Genomic DNA, 16,612 nt, shown 5'->3' on the forward strand with positions numbered 1-16,612 from the left:
CTCAAAGTGCTAGTTTGGGGGTTTAATGTCAAAGACCCAAACTAGCACGAGGAAAGGTGATAGATGTGTTATTAAGTAAGGAGCAGTATAAAAAATTCTTCTGGCCGGTGCTAATTGGCCTGGTCCTCTGGCTGTGCACCCCATTGCGACCAGTTGCGTTATCCGCAGCAGCTTGGCACATGTTCGCAATCTTTCTGGCAACGATCGTGGGTTGTATTACCCAGCCGTTGCCAATTGGAGCAGTGTCTATCATTGGCTTTGTAGTCTTGACCTTAACCAAGGTCGTTGATATTGATACTGCGGTAGCTGGTTTTGGGAACAGTAGTATTTGGTTGATTGCAATGGCCTTTTTTATCTCCCGTGGTTTCATTAAGACGGGCTTAGGGCGCAGGATCGCGTTAAATTTTGTGTCGTTATTTGGTAAAAAAACGCTAAACCTAGCCTATTCGATTATCGGGGTCGATCTTGTGTTAGCGCCAGCAACACCTAGTAACACGGCGCGTGCCGGTGGGGTTGTTTTCCCAATTATTCAGTCATTAGCGGATGCTTTTGGGTCCAAGGCTGACGATGATGAGTCTCGGCGAAAAATCGGTTCGTTCTTAGTTTTTGCGGAATATCACGGCGATATTATTACGTCAGCAATGTTCATGACAGCAATGGCTGGTAATCCGCTAGCGCAAGCCTTTGCCAGCGATGCTAAGGTCAACATCAGTTGGATGTCATGGTTCTTAGCGGCTTTAGTGCCTGGAGTGATTTCTTTAGTGGTGATCCCATTTTTGATTTACAAGATGTATCCGCCAACAATCAAAGAAACTCCGAACGCTAAACAATGGGCTGATGATCAGTTAAAGGAAATGGGGAAGTTCTCAGTTTCTGAAAAAATCATGACGGGGATCTTCATTTTGGCGTTGGTTTCCTGGATGACTGGGAGTTTGACTGGTATCGATGCGACAACCACAGCCTTTGTTGCCTTAGGACTCTTATTGTTGACTGGTGTTTTAAGCTGGCAAGATGTCTTAAAGGAAACTGGTGCTTGGAACACCTTGACGTGGTTCTCTGTTCTGGTTATGATGGCAACTCAATTGAACAAATTGGGCTTTATTCCATGGTTTAGTAAGTTGATCGTGAGTGGTTTGGGTAACATGAACTGGTTCGTGGTCTTATTGCTGGTGATTTTGATTTACTTCTATAGTCATTATATGTTTGCCAGTGCAACGGCCCATGTTAGTGCGATGTACGCTGCTTTACTCGGGGTAGCGATTGCCGCCGGAGTACCACCTTTGTTGGCTGCCTTAATGTTAGGCTTCTTCGGTAACTTGGCGGGTTCAACAACACATTACGCGACTGGTCCAGCTCCAATTTACTTTGGTTCGAAGTATGTGACTCAAGGTGAATGGTGGAAGATGAACTTTGTCTTAGCTTTTGTCTACATGATTATCTGGCTGGGAGTCGGAACTTTGTGGACTAAAGTAATCGGAATTTGGTAGGAATTACGTTGAACTGTAATAAATTGTAAAAAAGAAAATTGCCAGTTGGTTGGATTTAAATCCGTAACCAGCTGGCAATTTTTGGGTAAATTTATATTATTAAATTAGGAATTCGGGTCAGCCAAGTTGATATTGTTGAATTTGGCGATACTCAGCGCCTCGCTCTTTCTGTGCATTACGAAGATCGATGTCGTTTTGTAAACTTAAGAAATATTGGTCGGAAACCCCGAAAAATCTGGCTAATCTAATTGAGGTATCGACTGTGATTTGGCGCCGATCATGCAAAATATCTTGGATTCTAGAGGTTGGAACATTAATGTTTTTGGCTAGTGCATAAGCGGAAAGATACAATGGCTCCATGAATTCTTCACGTAAAATTTCGCTAATTTTTGGTGTGGGAATTTTATTCATTGTTTTCACTTCCTTTAGTGATGATAGTCGACGATTTCAACAGCAACAAACTCATTTTGATTTTCAACTGAGAAACAAATTCGATATTGTGCGTTAATTTTAATACTGTATTGCCCTTCACGATTACCTGATAACTGTTCCAAATGATTAGCGGGAGGGACTCTTAAATCATTGAGATTTGCGGCATTATCTAGCATTATTAATTTACGCAAAGCTATTTTTTGAATCGTGTGGGGGAACTTTTTGGAAAATTTTTGTGCATAAACTTTCTTGGTTTCCTTATCTGCAAAATTTTTGATCATGGTATTTTCCCTTTTGTTATTTTAACTATATTATACCCTTAATACGTGTATATGTAAAGTGTGTATATAATAAAATGGAAATTATTTAGCTCTCTGATAGTCCTGACTTTACGAACGTTTTTCTCGGCTGGTATAGTAAGGGCAATGATAGACTAGTTTTGACAAATTGAGGAGTGAGCAGATGAAAGAAGTTAAACTTGCAGGACAAATGGTGCCAGCTATTGGTATCGGGACTTGGCATATGGGCGATGACCCAACCAAAGAAGATCAGGAAATCCAAGCAATTCGTGCCGGCCTTGATGCGGGAGCTAAGGTAGTTGATACTGCAGAAATGTATGGTGATGGTAACTCAGAAACACTGGTTGGTCAGGCTTTGGCGCCATATCAACGGTCTGAGATCTACTTGATTTCTAAGGTGTTGCCAAACAATGCTTCTCAGGCGCAAATGGAGGCGCACTTGGATGCTAGTTTGCAAAGACTACAAACTGATTATTTAGACCTCTATTTGTACCACTGGCGTGGAAATATTCCTTTAGCTGAAACGATTGCGGAACTAGACCGCTTAAAACAAACTGGCAAGATCCGTGCTTGGGGAGTTTCGAACTTTGATGTGCCTGATTTGGAAGAGCTATGGCAGTTGCCGACAGGAAAAAATGTCGCAGCCAACGAAAATCTGTATAACTTGGAAACGCGGGGAATCGAATTTAACCTAACCGACTGGCAAGCAGAACACGAGTTGCCTTTAATTGCGTATAGTCCAGTGGGTGGACAACATAACGAGTTACACACGACGATGTTGATTAACCCAGTGGTTCAAGAAATTGCAGCGCAACATCAGGTTAGTCCGCACGAAATTTTATTGGCGTGGACAATTCACGCCGGCAACACGATTGCGATCCCTCAAAGCAGTCAGGTTAAACATGTGGCAGCAAATGTTAAAGCTGCAGAAATTGAACTAACTCCAACTGAATTAAAACAATTGGACCGGGAATATCCAAGCCCAGATCATCGGGTCCCATTAGCCGTGAACTAAGGGAAAATGCAATAAGAAGTGGACCAGCTTGTAAAAATTAACAATAATAGTCGGGGCTGATTGGAGGAGGTCACGGCTATTTTCTTGCGTTATAATGACAACAACAATAACTGAGAGGAGTGGAACAATTGAAAATTAAGGCTAGGAAACAAGGAACTGTCATCTTTTTACCAGTCCCGGCAAGTTTTCAAATCAAAGATCAGCAAGAGTTTGAATTGAAGCAATTATCAGATAGAACGCTGCAGTTTACCCCTCTATTTCAGGAGATATATCCTCCAATCTGGGAGGACGACCCGGCAGTAATATCACAGTTTAATCAGGAGATTGGTTCAGCTGATGACAAGAGCAATTATGGACTGGAAAATGTTAACTACTAGATGATCCTATACAAAAAAGGCTCTAAATCCGTTCCCAGGATTTAGAGCCTTTTTAATATAAAATTAGTCTTGTTCTTGCACCATGGCAGGCTGTCTGCGACCAATCAACCAGACAAGTAGGAAGTAGGCGCAGGCGATGACAGCGATGGCGATGAAGTGGCCGGCACCACCAAGCCAAACCATTGAAATAATGGCGACAACGGTTAAGGTGATCATGCTGATCCACTGGAGACGGTCAAAGGCATCACCATATTTTTCTTCTCGTTTGCGAATCAGCGGTAAGATAGCGCCCAAACCGATCAAGATAATGACAGCGACGATGTTGATGATTAATTCATACCACCAAGTACCGCTGTAAGCTGTCACGTCTTGTGGTGTCACACTAAAGACGGTGGCAATGGCAGTGACGACCAACAAGAAAAGGCCAAAGCCATAGGCGATTTTGTCATTTTTGATAAAGACATAGTCAGACTGGAACTTGGATGAATTCTTGCGGATCCGCATAAAGGCATAAAAGACCCAACATGTTACACCTGGAGAAATAATGCCGTTCAAGTTTAGCAACCAGTTGAAAATGTCGTTCATTTCTGGCAAAAAGACGCCCAACAACATGATAAAGCCAGACAACACAGTGGTTAAAATGTAACCATTAACTGGCAAACCAGCGCTGTTCTTCTTACGCAGAAATTTTGGCATGTATTTGCTGCCGGTATCGGAAATTAACATCCGCGTCATGGCATCCAATAAGACTGCCAAACGGGCGCACATGTAAACAACCGCGGTCCAGGCATAGATGTACATGAAGAGATTGCCGACACCGTACTGTTTGCCAAGAGCTTGGAAGGCGTAGTAGTCACCGTTCATTTTTAAATCATTTGGCAAATGATTGGCGTCAAAGAAGATTCCCAGTGAAAATGAACCGAAAATCGTTAAGAAGGTCGTCATTAAAACTAAGGTCAACATGGCCTTGGGAAATTCAGTTTTTGGCTTTTTGAGTTGAGTAACATATGGAGCAATTAGTTCACAGCCGTTGATCGCATAAATTAATAGCCCAATTGTCGTTAAGTATTTCAAATTAAAGGTTGGAAAGATCGTATGGATGTTCATCGGTTGAGTCGCCATATGACCGCCAGATTGAACTAAGCCAGTCACGGACATCAAGATGAATAAGACAGTCATGGCAAACATGGCAATTCCACCCAGAGTTGATAAAAATTCCATTGAATTTGACAAATGACGCTGAATAAAAATAAAGGCCACGAAAACGATAAAGGTCAAAAGCGTAAATTCAGAGTTAGGTAAAGCGGCTTGAAATTTGTAATCACCGGTAAAGGCCCAACCGAAACCGACAATGACCGATTGCGCAGTATCAACCACGTAAGGGATCGAAGCAGCCCAGTAAGTCCAGGCGGTAAAGTAGCCGAGAAATTCGTTATTAGTTCCACGGATCCAAGAACTAAGTCCGCCACCCTCGGAGTTAAAAACGGAGCCGAGTTGGCCGACCATTAATGAGTAGGGTGCCACGTACAAGATCATCATAATGACCCAAGACGTGATGACACCCATTCCTTGGTTTTTGAAGTTATACATGATATCTTCAAAACCAATCACAGTTACGAACCCCATCATCGCTAGCACGGGCCAGCTGATGAAGTTCTTCTTAGTACTTTCCAATGTTAATTACCTCTTTTATTTAAATCTAGAATGACAAAGTTCAAAAAAACTCACAATAGACTAATTTACGCTTTTATGTAGGGACATGCAAGAAAAATTTGACTGACCAATGTTTCACGTGAAACTTTGCGGCTGGAATGCAAAAAAGACATTAATCTACTCTTCTTTTCTCCCGTTTCACTCCGTTCTGTTTTCTATGTTAAAATAAAGCAATAAGTAAATAAGCATAAATATAGTAGGTTTTAGTCAATAGGAGGTTGGAATTTTGTTAAAAGTAGCCTTTATTGGTAACGGAAAGAGTGCGAACCGCTACCATGTTCCGTTTATTTTAAAATTACCAGACAAGTTTCAAATCAAAACCATGTTTTCCCGGCATTTGAAGGATGATTGGGCTCGGCTAGATGGTGTCAATTATACGACTGACGTTAATGAAATTTACCAGGATGCTGATTTGGATTTAGTAGTGGTTTCAACACCACCACAATTCCACTATCAGTACGCCAAGGATCTCTTAGAACACGGTCAAAATGTCTTAGTTGAAAAACCATTCACTCAGACAGTTGAACAGGCGGAAGAGTTGTTCGCGTTAGCCAAAGAAAAAGGACTCTTTTTACAATGCTACCAAAACCGACGTTATGACTCTGACTTTTTAACAGTTCAAAAGGTGATCAAGAGTGGGGTTTTAGGTGACTTAACTGAACTAGAAATGCACTTCGATTACTTTAGACCAGAAGTACCGCAAGCAGTCCATGAATTTTCACGAGCAGACAGCTTTGTCTACAGTCATGCTTGCCACACTTTAGACCAAGTGATCTCCTTATTTGGCAAACCAGATGATGTTCACTATGACGTCCGGCAAATGTTGGGCAGTGGCCGCATGAATGACTACTTTGACATTGACCTCTATTATGGCGGCTTAAAAGTCGCAGTGAAGTCGAGTTACTTCCGGATCAAAGCTCGCCCAAGTTTTGCGGTCTATGGACAAAAAGGGATGTTCGTTAAGGAAACTAAGGATCGGCAAGAAGAACATTTGAAGATGTTTTACCTACCAGATCACCCAGATTTTGGGCTTGATACTCCAGAACAATATGGGACAGTGACCTATGTTGATGACCAAGGACAGTATCATGAAGAAAAAGTTGTGTCCGAAGTTGGTGATTATAGTCGAGTTTACTCGGCAATTTATGAAACATTAGTTCACGGCAAAGCCAAAGCTGTGAAGGATGAAGAAACAATTTTGCAAATCAAGATGTTAGCCGAAGCTATTAGTCAAATCGAAAAATAATTATATTATCAGCTGGTTCACTAAAGTAAGTCTGCAATTGAGCAAACTCACAAATAGTGGGCTGGCTATTTTTTGCGTGGATCAGCTTAGCTTTGAAACCGTTTCTATGATTTGGTGAATTTAAAAATAAAAAAATCTAGGAAATGAGACTTAACTGAAATCAATTGTACCTGATGAAAATTCAGATTAAATATTTCACACAATTAAATTCGTGCAATTAATCACATATGACTTGGAAGATTTACTTCACATTAAAGATTAAAAATATTAGGTATAATAATTTTAAATAATAGTTTAGAACGACTATAAAAAAGTAAGTAATAGTTTTTATATACTGCGGTTTAAAAATAAATGTATACGTTTTACAAAAAACTCTTGCCATTTGATAAATGATTGATGTATACTGTTCTTGTTTATAAATAGATAAGTTTTTGCGAGCAAAATAGCATGTGAAATTGTGAAAAAGCCTGGCGGATTTTGTTGGGCAGCAGGGCATGCCACCCACAACCAAGCATGTGCTTCTTATAGAGCCGTTCTGGTCCTTTGGCTTAGTGGATCGTTTAGTTTTTGTACAATGTTTTGTAAGCGCTGTACAGGATAGGCGATTGAAGGACTCCTAGTTTACGCAACAGTAAATAGTTGTTTGTATCTAAGCATTTATCAAAAGAGGGAGTTTTTAATGATGTCAGCAGAAAAAACAGTAGATTTGGGTCAGGTTCAAGATATCGATGTACTTAACTTAAGCAGTTTGGAAGAACGCGCTAAAAAAGTGATCGGACAGGGTGAATTTGGCTATATTAGTGAAGGTTCAGACGATGAATACACGAAAAAACGGAATACTTCCGCTTTTAATGATGTTCATCTTGTTCCACGGGTCTTACAAAACGTGGAAGAACCAGACCAAACTACCGAATTTTTGGGCAGAAAATTATCATCACCAATCCTCGCAGCTCCAATTGCTGGTAATACTTTAGCCCACGAAAGTGGTGAAATGGGCTTAGCAAAAGGAACCAAAGAGGCCGGAGTTATGATGGCACAAAGCACGTTTGCTTCGAAGACCATCGCAGAAACAGCCGCTGTTAGTGCTGGTGCACCGTACATGTTCCAGCTTTACATGCCAAAAGACTGGGGTTATTGCAAGTATTTGCTAGACGAAGCCCGCAATGCCAAAGCTAGTGCCATTATTTTGACAGCCGATTCAACACTTGGCGGTTACCGTGAAGCCGACGTTTTGAACCACTATCATTTGAAGGGCAAGATCGCCAACCTTGATGGCTATAACACAGGGAAAGACGGCGTTGGTGCCGGTGGTTTGTTTGCTGAATCAATGCAAAGTTTGAACCTTGATTTGATCGACAAATTAGCTGCATACTCTGGTTTGCCAGTGATCATCAAAGGCATTCAGCACCCAGCTGATGCCGATGCTGCGATCAAAGCCGGTGCAGCCGGAATCTACGTTTCTAACCATGGTGGCCGTCAGTTAGATGGTGCCCCAGCATCAATCGAAGTCTTGCCAGCAATCGCTAAGGTTGTTAACCATCGTGTACCAGTGATCTTTGATAGTGGTGTACGTCGTGGGACAAATGTTTTGAAGGCTTTGGCTTCTGGTGCTGACCTGGTCGGTGTTGGCCGTCCATTCAGTTATGGCTTGGCTTTAGGTGGTTGGAAGGGTGTTGCTGCGGTGGCAGAACACTTGAAGATGGAAATCAACATTGCAATGCAATTGACAGGATCAAAGACGATCGAAGACGTGAAAAACATCCAGATCAGCCATGATTTGAAGTTCTAATTAAAAAACAGAGCGGAGCAAAGCGGTTAGCTCCCGAGCACTATCGGAGTCCGCCTTTAATGCGTTTTTGGCATTGAAGGTGGACTTGGATAGGCGAAAGGAGTTGCTTTGAGTAGCTCGACTAAGAAAAACAGAGCGGAGTGAAACGGGAGAAAGCAAGATCGGAGCGTAGTCTTTAATGCGCATTTGGCATTGAAGGCTGGGCTTGGATAAGCGGAACTTTCTGTTTCAAGTAGCTCGACTAAAACCAGGTTCGTTAGTTACACTGTAAAGTGTTTCGGCGAGCCTGGTTTTTTGATTACAAAGGTGAATCGAGCTAAAAACTACCATAGTTGCTTGGACTATGGTAGTTTCGTTGTCGTTTTCTACCATAGTTTCCCTTACTATGGTAGTTTTGGCATTGCTTTCTACCATAGTCGGTCAAAGTATGGTAGTTTTCTCGCCACCATAAACTAATTCCAAAAAATAAGCACCAGACATCTAGCAAATTGGATGTCTGGTGCCCATTTTTTAATGTTCTCGAATAATTAATTCGGAGGTTAGTTCAACTTGTTTGACGATGGGGCTACGAACCAGGTCGAAGGCTGCGGCCCCAACCTGGCGAAAATGATGATCGATCGTCGAAATGTCCAACAACTGACTAGCGAGCTGATTTTCCTGTCCCATTAATGGTGGAACGGGCTGGTGGTGGTCGAGATATCCTTGGCGGAGCCCGGCGGCAATTGCGTCACCATTGGTAAAGATGAAGTCTGGTGGGGCCGCTAAGTTCAAGAACTTTGTGGCAGCTTGATAGGCCTCGTCATAGGTAGTGATTTGAGTCAGCAATAGCTCAGGCGCAGGCATTTGACCGAAAACTTGCCGATAACAGTCTAGTGTTTGTTGGCTAGTAGCACTAAGCTCATAGTTACGACTTAATGTTAAGCCGATTCGCTGATAACCCTGTTGTTTGAGCAGATTAAAGGCCTCTAAGTAAGTCGCTTGCCGTGAAGTAAATGCCGCGGATAAGTTGACCTCACCCGGATCTTCACAACAGACGACTGGTCCATATTTTTGGTAGTGAGATAGTTGCTGCAAAGAGATTCCGTGCGACGTAAAAATTAAGCCGGCGTAGGTTTTTTGATGGAGTTGCTCCAGGTATTTAATTTCCAGTTTGGCATCGTATTTGGACTGCAACAAACTCACGTTGAAGTGGGCCGCAAACGCTGCTTCCATGATCCCTGCGACTAGCTGGGTAAAGTAGGGATGGCGCATGTGTGGAACAACAACACCAATCGCTGAAGTTTGCCCTGTACTTAGATCACGCGCGATTGAATTCGGAACATAATCGAGTTTGGTGATCACCGCTTGAATGGCCTGAGCCGCCGTTGTCGAGACATAGCCACTGTGATTTAAGTAACGGGATACGGTAGAAACTGAGTACCCTGACTGATGGGCGATATCATGAATATTTGTCATAGCGAGTGTGGCCTCCTTTCGGTGATTTTCAATTAGTACTATACCACACTTTCATCGTGGTCAAACGACCTTATGCCAATGGCTGACCTTGAATGAAAGTTTCGATGCCATAGGCGACCCCATCTTCGTCGTTACTTTTAGTGATAAATTTACCAGCACTTTTAATGACTTCTAGGGCATTGTCCATCACGATCGGTGTTCCGACTGCCGCAAACATGGGTAAGTCGTTGTGACCATCGCCGAAAGCAGCTGTTTCTTCGGGCAAAAGCTGTTCTTGGTCCATGATAAAAGCTAAGCCATGGGATTTTTGCGCGCGTTCACTGGTAATTTCGAGGTACATTGTGCCTGATTGTTGAATTACGATCCCAGTCAGATTTAAGTTGGTCAATTCTGCTTGAATCTTTAATAGAAGGTTTTTATCAAAAACAATCAGCATGACCTTAAAAATCCCGGCTTGTGCATGTTGTGCCAAATCTGTGTCCGTGGTCAAAGTTGGCTGTAATCCAGTTAGCTTAGTTTCGAGTTCGATTCCGGCATCATTTTTGGTAGTGAGCCAGTGATCTTTGGTGTAGTAGCTCAAACTAATAGTCGGGAAGTTTTCTGCCAACCAAGAGAGTAGCAAAAAACTGGTGGCTTCTTTGATTGGATGAGCTTCCATGATTTTGGTAGGCGCATCTAGTTGTGGCTGGAAAATGATTCCGCCATTAAAGCCAATTTGTGGAGCAGTTAGGCCAAGTTGCCCAATTGCTGGCGCCATTTCGATGGGTGCGCGGGCTGAAACGAGAGTAGTTGGCAGGGCACTTTGTTGTAAAACAGAGATGTTTTTTTGGCTAACAGTGCCTTGGCTGTTTAACAAGGTACCATCCATATCTAAAAAGAGGTGTTTGATCATTAGTAGTCATCCTTTATTGTTTGATTGTGATTCGTTAGTTGTATTGTAAATTGTGGAACGCGTTCCATAGCAAGCACAAAAACAGAGCGGAGTCACCCGGTTAGAAGGTGAGAATTAACAAGCTTCCGGTCATGATGCGTTTTAGGCATCGTGATCGAAAGCAGGTTAAGCACAATCTTCTGGGTGAAGTAGCTCGACTAAGAAAAACAGAGCGAAGCAAACCGGGAGAACTTGAGCACTATCGGAGCGTAGTCTTTAATGCGGTTTAGGCATTGAAGTCTGAGCTTGGATAGGCGGAGAGTTCTGGTTTGAGTAGCTCGACTACAAGCACAACGGAGAATTCCGGTCCAGAAAATTTGTGTACCGAAATATCCCAAAACAGGGTACAGGAAACGATTTGTGAGGGTTCAATCGTCCAACAGAGCGGATTTGAAAAATATGTGAAAACATCAGCAATTATAATTTTTGAGAACGCTAACGATAGGTAAGTGAATTCGAATAAAAAAATAAGAAAGTTCAAATTTGCATTGCTTTATTGACAGTGAGTGGTTAGTATTATTGTGTACGATATATTTTGTGAAAAAATAGGAAAAGGGGAGTTACAAATGAAGAAAGAGAGCACCAGTAAAAAGCTGTTATTTGCCATCACTTTATTATTTTCACTAGTAATTGGTTTTGGTATGAATAAAGCTCAAGCTGCAGCGCCAGAACAGATTCCAGGCGATTATACCGCCCATGTTACATATTTAAATGCCGATAATCCGAGCGAGGAATCCATGATTGAAACCGGCGGATTGTGGGATAAGGCAATTAAGTATACAGTTGGCCAGGACGGCTCAGCTGATTTGACGATTCAACAACAAAAAATGATGGGCTACATGAGCAGCGTCAATTATATCGGTCAAAACGCCAAGGGTGCTAAGGTCCCAATGCAAAAAACAAAAATCGATGACAACAATGGTTCGTGGAAGGCTCATTTGACACCAGCTTTAGCCGCTGAAATCCAGGCAAACAAAACTGTGACCGTGCAAATGACTTATACTGTACCTGGTTTGTTCAGTCATGACGTCAACGTATTGGTCAAAATCAACTCAGTGGACGAACCTGACCGTGCAGCTTATGAACAAAACCAAAAATTAATGGCACAAAACAAGGAATTACAGGAACAATTGGCAGCTTTGAAAAATGAAGTTACTAATAATCCGAAGCTCAGCCAGTTACAAAACAGTGTGGACTCTTTACAAAAGCAAAACACCCAGTTAGCCGCTGATTTAGCTAAGGTTAACGAACAAAACAAAGGTTTGAGCCAACAAGTTGCTAGTTTGCAAAAGCAAGTTGAAGCATTGAACCAAAAAATCGCTGCTTTAAGCAAGGAACTTACACCACAACCAGCAGGTACAAAATACACTGCGACTGTCAACTATACTAAGCCTGGTTCAACAGAGCCATCAGCTTTGAACGGATTTTTTGGTAAAACGATCACTTATGTGAAAGATGCCAAGGGTCAAGTGACTGTTCAGTTAAAACAAGCACAAATGCTGGACTTGATGAAGTCCGCAACCTTTAACGGCCAAAAGATGACTAAGACTAGCGATGGCTGGTCTTTGAAGTATCAAGGTGCACTAGCAGACATTGATGTTCACCAAAAGTTTACTGTCGGTGTTAGCTACAACGCGATGGGGCGCGATTTCAACCATGAAGCAGATGTTGAAATTTTGTCAATTACACCAGATGGTTTTGGGACAGAAGTTACTCAACCAGCTCCAAGGCCAACACCAGCGCCAGCTCCAAAACCAAAAGATCCAGCTAAGAAACCTACTACACCAAAGAAACCAGCGGAAGGTGTAGAAGTTGCTTCATTGACTCAAACCGGCCAATATACAGCTAGTGTTGATTATAAAAACTTCGAGAATCCTAAAGAAGATTCAATGATCAATGGTGGGATCTGGAGTAAGAATATCAAACTAGTGAAGCATGCCGATGGGACAGTAACAGTAACGATTAAACAACCTAAGATGCTTGATTACATGAGTTCATTGTATTTCGATGGTGTGCAAATGAAGAAGGTTAAGCAGGGTAACGGTGCCAAAGACGCACCTGGTTACGGCTACTGGATCGCAACATTATCAGCTGCCAAAGCTAATGACCTTAAAAAAGGCAACACGGTCGTAGTTTCAATGGCGTACACTGTTCCAGGTGTGTTTACTCATAATGTCAAAGCCAATGTAGTGATTAACAAAATCGTGACTGGTTCTGTTCAAGATGATCAGAACGGTACAGATGATAAAAAGGACCAGGGAAACAACCAGATTCCTGCAACTTCAGTTTCTAATGACCCAACAGACGGCCAAATTACAAGTACTAGTGTTCCAGCTGATGGTTTACCAGTCCCAGCACCAGGTGATCCAGCTTACTTGCCACAAACTGGTGAACAACAAGCTGCTAATAATGAATTAACACTTGGGTTGATCTTGTTAGTGATCGCCGTGAGTGGAATTGCAGGTCTGTCAATTTATCGGGGGAAACAAAATGCATAAGAAGAGTGTAATGTTAACTTTTCTGAGCGTATTCTTGCTGACAATTTTGGGCTTTGGTCATAATCAAAAAGTCGAGGCTGCGAGCTATCAAACGAATTATACGGTCCTGAAAGCGGGAACTGGACAAGCATCTTATGCTGATGCCTATTTCTCTAAGCCGGCTGTAGTGACCGCTAATAGTGATTCGTATACAGTCTCTTTGACAGTTTCCACTGACCATTCTTTAGGGTCCTTTCCAGTTCAAGTGTTAAACGTGAACGGACAAGCACCGCAAGTCAGCAAGTCGACTAGCGGCAACCGCGATAATTACGTGGTTACTTTTACGACTAAGAGTGTCAAACAGGTGATGAGTGGGAACATGAAGGTTGATATTGATAATATTAACTATCATCATGTATATGGCTTTAATTTGCGAATGGATGCAGGCAATGTGCCGGCTTTAACTAGCCAACAATCAAGTCAAGCCAGTCAAACGCAAGCTAAGCCAGCTGCGACACAAAGTCAGCAAAAGTCAGCCGCTGCCAGCAACAGTTCGACTAAGCAAGTGACAAGCTCAAGTGCTGCAACAAGCAGTCAAGCTAGTTCATCTTCTTCGTCTGCCAAATCTTCTAGCAGCAGCTCGTCTAGTAGTCAGAAGCAGTCCAGCAGTTCTAGCCATAAAAAGGTGAAAAAAGCCACTAAAAAGGCTGCAACTTCGTCAGAAAAAAAGGCTCAACAAGACCAAGTTAAACCAAAATCTACTAAGAAAACCAGCTCCAGTGCTGCTTGGTGGATCGGCGGTTTAGCGGTCGTCGCAATTATTGGAGGAGTAGTGTACTTCATCAAAAAATGAGTGAAAAAAAGAGAAAACAAATGAGCATTGCGCTGGTAGCAGTGCTTATTTTATTAATTATCATTGGTGGGTGGTTGTTGTTTGGTAAAAAGAAACCAGCTCAGCCAGCCGAAAAGAGAGTTACAGAACGCATCGTGGTGACAACGGTCCCGATGACGCAAATCTTTACTAAGTTGGACCTGCCGTTAGCGGGGGTGCCAACGACAACGGAAAAGTTGCCAAAACGGGTCCAAAACAAGCCAAAAGTCGGGAACCATGTGGCCGTTGATTTGGAAAAAATTGTCAGTTTAAAACCGGATGAGGTGTATGTTGATTCCGAACTGACGGAAGATTACGCTGCCAAGTTAAAGGAGCAGCACATTAAAATGACGGCTCTGCACTTTGACGACTACACAGCGATGCGCCAAACGGTCACTGCGCTAGGTAAAAAGTATGACCGGCAAGCACAAGCCAAGCAGTTGAATAAAAAATTGCAAGTTAAACGAGTCAAGCGTGCTCAAAAGCCTAAGGTCCTTTTATTAATGGGAATGCCTGGCGGTGGATTTTTAGTGATGAATCAACATAGCTATGTTGGTGACCTGGTGACGCGAGCCGGTGGAAACATTGTGGCGGCTGATCCCCAGTCGGTCATGACTCCGGTTAACACTGAAAAAATTGCTCAAGCTCAGCCAGACGTGATCATTCGTCTGGCACATGCCATGCCCAAGCAGGTCCAGCAATCATTTGACGAGAGCTTTAAACAGCAGCCTTACCCAAGTCTGCCAGCGGTCAAAGAGCAGCGAGTTTATGACGTTCAAGCACCTAAATTTTCACCAACAGCAAATTTGCATGTGAAGGAAGCCTATCAACAAATAAAAGAGTGGTTAGATGACAGCCAAGAAAATTAAACATCTTAAAATTATGCTCGGCGGATTGCTAGTTATGCTGGTACTTGCGGGAGTCTTATTACGCGGACAAGACGCTAGTGTGCAAGTTATCATACAGTTGCGCGTTCCCCGGGTGTTATTTGCGCTCGGCGGTGGTGTAGTCCTGGTGGTTAGTGCCTTATTATTACAAACAACCTTACGCTCGGATTATTTGGATGGCTCAATGTTGGGCTTGGCCAATGGTGCGGAGTTAGCGCTCGCGCTAGTGAACGTGCTTTTTGCTCGGGCGCTGCCTTACCGGGTCTTAGTTGGAGCACTCGCGGGCGGGATCTTAGTGGTTTGCTTACGGGTTACCTTATTTAAGGTCAAGCACAGTTCATTTTTCTTGATCCTAGGTGGCTTGGCGTTAGCGATGTTTTTTGCCGCAGCGACTCAATTACTGACAACTGGCGGTGGTTTTCAAGGTAAAAGTTTGGCAAATACGACCTGGATCGATGTCTGGTTACTAGCGATAGTGATTGTGATTGGGCTGATTTTGCTATTAAGTCAGTGGACAAAGTTGGATATTTTTGCTTTACCTAGTTTGCAAGCCCGACAGTTAGGACTAAATGAGCAAAGTAGTTCGTTGACCTTACAGTTAGTTGCGGGTCTATGGCTTGGTGCAGTGAGTGCCGTGTTAGGAACAGTCTTTTTCGTGGGGTTAGTGTTAGTGCAGTTGGTCAAATTGGTAACACAAGTCGTTGCCAGAAAGCGCATGGGATTAACAGCCATGGTGGGTGGCGTAGTTTTGTTAGGGGCAGACGACCTTGCCCACTATTTGTTGCCAGCCCGTGAACTGCCAACCAATGCGGTACTATTGTTGTTAACGGCACCGTTGATCTTAGTTTTGTTAAAGAGGTGGTTGCATGAAGTTTAAGAACTTACAGGCTAATTACCGAGAGCGGGTAGTTTTTACTGGAGTGACTGGCCAGTTAGAACCGCACCAAATCACGATGCTGCTCGGGCAAAATGGAGCGGGCAAGTCGACTTTGATGACGATTTTAGGTAGGTTAAAAAAGGCGCAGGGACAGTTAGAATGTCCCGAAAGCACGCTGTATTTACCCCAGAAAAACCAGCTGTTTGATTATTTGAAAGTCAACGATTTGTTGCAACTGGCAACCACAGTCACATCGGCAACAGTTAATCGAATCGAGCAGACGTTAGAGCTAGCAGACTTGTTACCCCGTGATTTTTTGCATTTATCGAGTGGGCAGCAACAGCGAGTCTGGTTGGCATATGCTTTGTTGCAAGATAAAGACGTGATTTTACTAGATGAGCCGCTAACTTTTTTGGATTTGAAGTATCAGCAACGATTGTTGAAGTTGTTGGTTGAGTTAAAACAAGAAGAGCAGCGGACGTTTTTGCTGAGTATTCATGATCCGCAATTGGCACGTGAGTATGGTGACGTGATCTGGTTGTTAGATCAGAAGGGATTGACGACGGGTCAGCCGGAGCAGTTGCTAACTGAGCAAAAGGTGAAAGAGTTTTTCGAGTTACAGTAAAACAAAGCGGAGAAACTCGGTTAGAAGACGAGCACTAAGGAGTAAGGGCAATTAATGCGATTTTGGCATTGGTTGCCTTTGCTGATTAGGCGGAATCTTCTGAGTTTCATAGCTCGACTACGAAAAGCGGG

The 16,612-nt window shown here is 42.9% G+C and carries 15 protein-coding genes; 10 read left to right on the plus strand and 5 right to left on the minus strand.

The features are described from left to right. Positions 1–65 precede the first annotated feature (65 nt). Positions 66–1,487: an anion permease gene (locus tag LPAF129_RS05430; RefSeq protein WP_244055146.1), complete on the plus strand. Its 1,422-nt coding sequence runs from the start codon at positions 66–68 to the stop codon at positions 1,485–1,487. Between the two features lie 117 nt (positions 1,488–1,604). Here the strand turns inward: LPAF129_RS05430 and LPAF129_RS05435 are convergent, their stop codons facing one another. Next, entirely contained in the window at positions 1,605–1,898 is a 294-nt protein-coding gene (locus LPAF129_RS05435; protein WP_244055147.1) for a HigA family addiction module antitoxin, read from the minus strand. 14 nt (positions 1,899–1,912) lie between these two features. Further along, positions 1,913–2,200, minus strand: coding sequence for a type II toxin-antitoxin system RelE/ParE family toxin (locus LPAF129_RS05440; RefSeq protein ID WP_244055148.1), 288 nt, complete (start codon positions 2,198–2,200; stop codon positions 1,913–1,915). A gap of 181 nt (positions 2,201–2,381) precedes the next feature. On the opposite strand from LPAF129_RS05440, the gene LPAF129_RS05445 reads away from it, so the two are divergent. Then, the gene (locus LPAF129_RS05445; RefSeq protein WP_244055149.1) at positions 2,382–3,233 is read left to right on the plus strand and encodes an aldo/keto reductase; all 852 of its coding nucleotides are present in this window, start codon (positions 2,382–2,384) and stop codon (positions 3,231–3,233) included. Between the two features lie 128 nt (positions 3,234–3,361). Continuing rightward, positions 3,362–3,610 carry a hypothetical protein gene (locus LPAF129_RS05450; protein WP_244055150.1) on the plus strand — a complete coding sequence of 83 codons (249 nt, stop codon included), beginning with the start codon at positions 3,362–3,364 and terminating at the stop codon, positions 3,608–3,610. Positions 3,611–3,673: 63 nt separating this feature from the next. On the opposite strand, the gene LPAF129_RS05455 is transcribed toward LPAF129_RS05450, so the two are convergent. Beyond that, a complete protein-coding gene (locus tag LPAF129_RS05455) occupies positions 3,674–5,284 on the minus strand; it encodes an APC family permease (protein WP_265747252.1) in 1,611 nt (536 codons plus the stop codon). A 265-nt stretch (positions 5,285–5,549) separates the two neighbouring features. Here LPAF129_RS05455 and LPAF129_RS05460 point away from each other — a divergent pair, with 265 nt between their 5' ends. Then, positions 5,550–6,569 carry a Gfo/Idh/MocA family oxidoreductase gene (locus LPAF129_RS05460; RefSeq protein ID WP_244055151.1) on the plus strand — a complete coding sequence of 340 codons (1,020 nt, stop codon included), beginning with the start codon at positions 5,550–5,552 and terminating at the stop codon, positions 6,567–6,569. A gap of 679 nt (positions 6,570–7,248) precedes the next feature. Next, positions 7,249–8,358 (plus strand): L-lactate oxidase, encoded by a 1,110-nt coding sequence (locus LPAF129_RS05465; RefSeq protein ID WP_244055152.1) that lies wholly within the window; start codon positions 7,249–7,251, stop codon positions 8,356–8,358. 510 nt (positions 8,359–8,868) lie between these two features. Here the strand turns inward: LPAF129_RS05465 and LPAF129_RS05470 are convergent. Then, on the minus strand, positions 8,869–9,813 hold the full coding sequence (locus LPAF129_RS05470; RefSeq protein ID WP_244055153.1) for a LacI family DNA-binding transcriptional regulator: 945 nt from the start codon (positions 9,811–9,813) through the stop codon (positions 8,869–8,871). Between the two features lie 70 nt (positions 9,814–9,883). Then, positions 9,884–10,705, minus strand: coding sequence for an HAD family hydrolase (locus LPAF129_RS05475; RefSeq protein WP_244055154.1), 822 nt, complete (start codon positions 10,703–10,705; stop codon positions 9,884–9,886). Between the two features lie 605 nt (positions 10,706–11,310). Here LPAF129_RS05475 and LPAF129_RS05480 point away from each other — a divergent pair. Genes LPAF129_RS05480 through LPAF129_RS05500 form a run of 5 tightly spaced genes read left to right on the plus strand, consistent with a single transcriptional unit; the run spans position 11,311 to position 16,481 of the window. Next, positions 11,311–13,242, plus strand: a complete 1,932-nt coding sequence (locus tag LPAF129_RS05480) for a hypothetical protein (protein WP_244055155.1) — start codon at positions 11,311–11,313, stop codon at positions 13,240–13,242. Further along, on the plus strand, positions 13,235–14,074 hold the full coding sequence (locus tag LPAF129_RS05485) for an NEAT domain-containing protein (protein ID WP_244055156.1): 840 nt from the start codon (positions 13,235–13,237) through the stop codon (positions 14,072–14,074). Before LPAF129_RS05480 ends, LPAF129_RS05485 begins: the two co-directional genes overlap by 8 nt. Beyond that, a complete protein-coding gene (locus LPAF129_RS05490) occupies positions 14,071–14,961 on the plus strand; it encodes an ABC transporter substrate-binding protein (RefSeq protein WP_244055157.1) in 891 nt (296 codons plus the stop codon). Before LPAF129_RS05485 ends, LPAF129_RS05490 begins: the two co-directional genes overlap by 4 nt. Next, positions 14,942–15,856, plus strand: a complete 915-nt coding sequence (locus LPAF129_RS05495) for an iron chelate uptake ABC transporter family permease subunit (protein WP_244055158.1) — start codon at positions 14,942–14,944, stop codon at positions 15,854–15,856. The genes LPAF129_RS05490 and LPAF129_RS05495 overlap by 20 nt, the downstream gene beginning before the upstream one ends. Continuing rightward, positions 15,846–16,481 (plus strand): ABC transporter ATP-binding protein, encoded by a 636-nt coding sequence (locus LPAF129_RS05500; RefSeq protein WP_244055159.1) that lies wholly within the window; start codon positions 15,846–15,848, stop codon positions 16,479–16,481. Before LPAF129_RS05495 ends, LPAF129_RS05500 begins: the two co-directional genes overlap by 11 nt. The last annotated feature ends 131 nt before the right edge of the window (positions 16,482–16,612 follow it).

Source organism: Ligilactobacillus pabuli (assembly GCF_022836475.1).
GTDB classification, from domain to species: Bacteria; Bacillota; Bacilli; order Lactobacillales; family Lactobacillaceae; genus Ligilactobacillus; species Ligilactobacillus pabuli.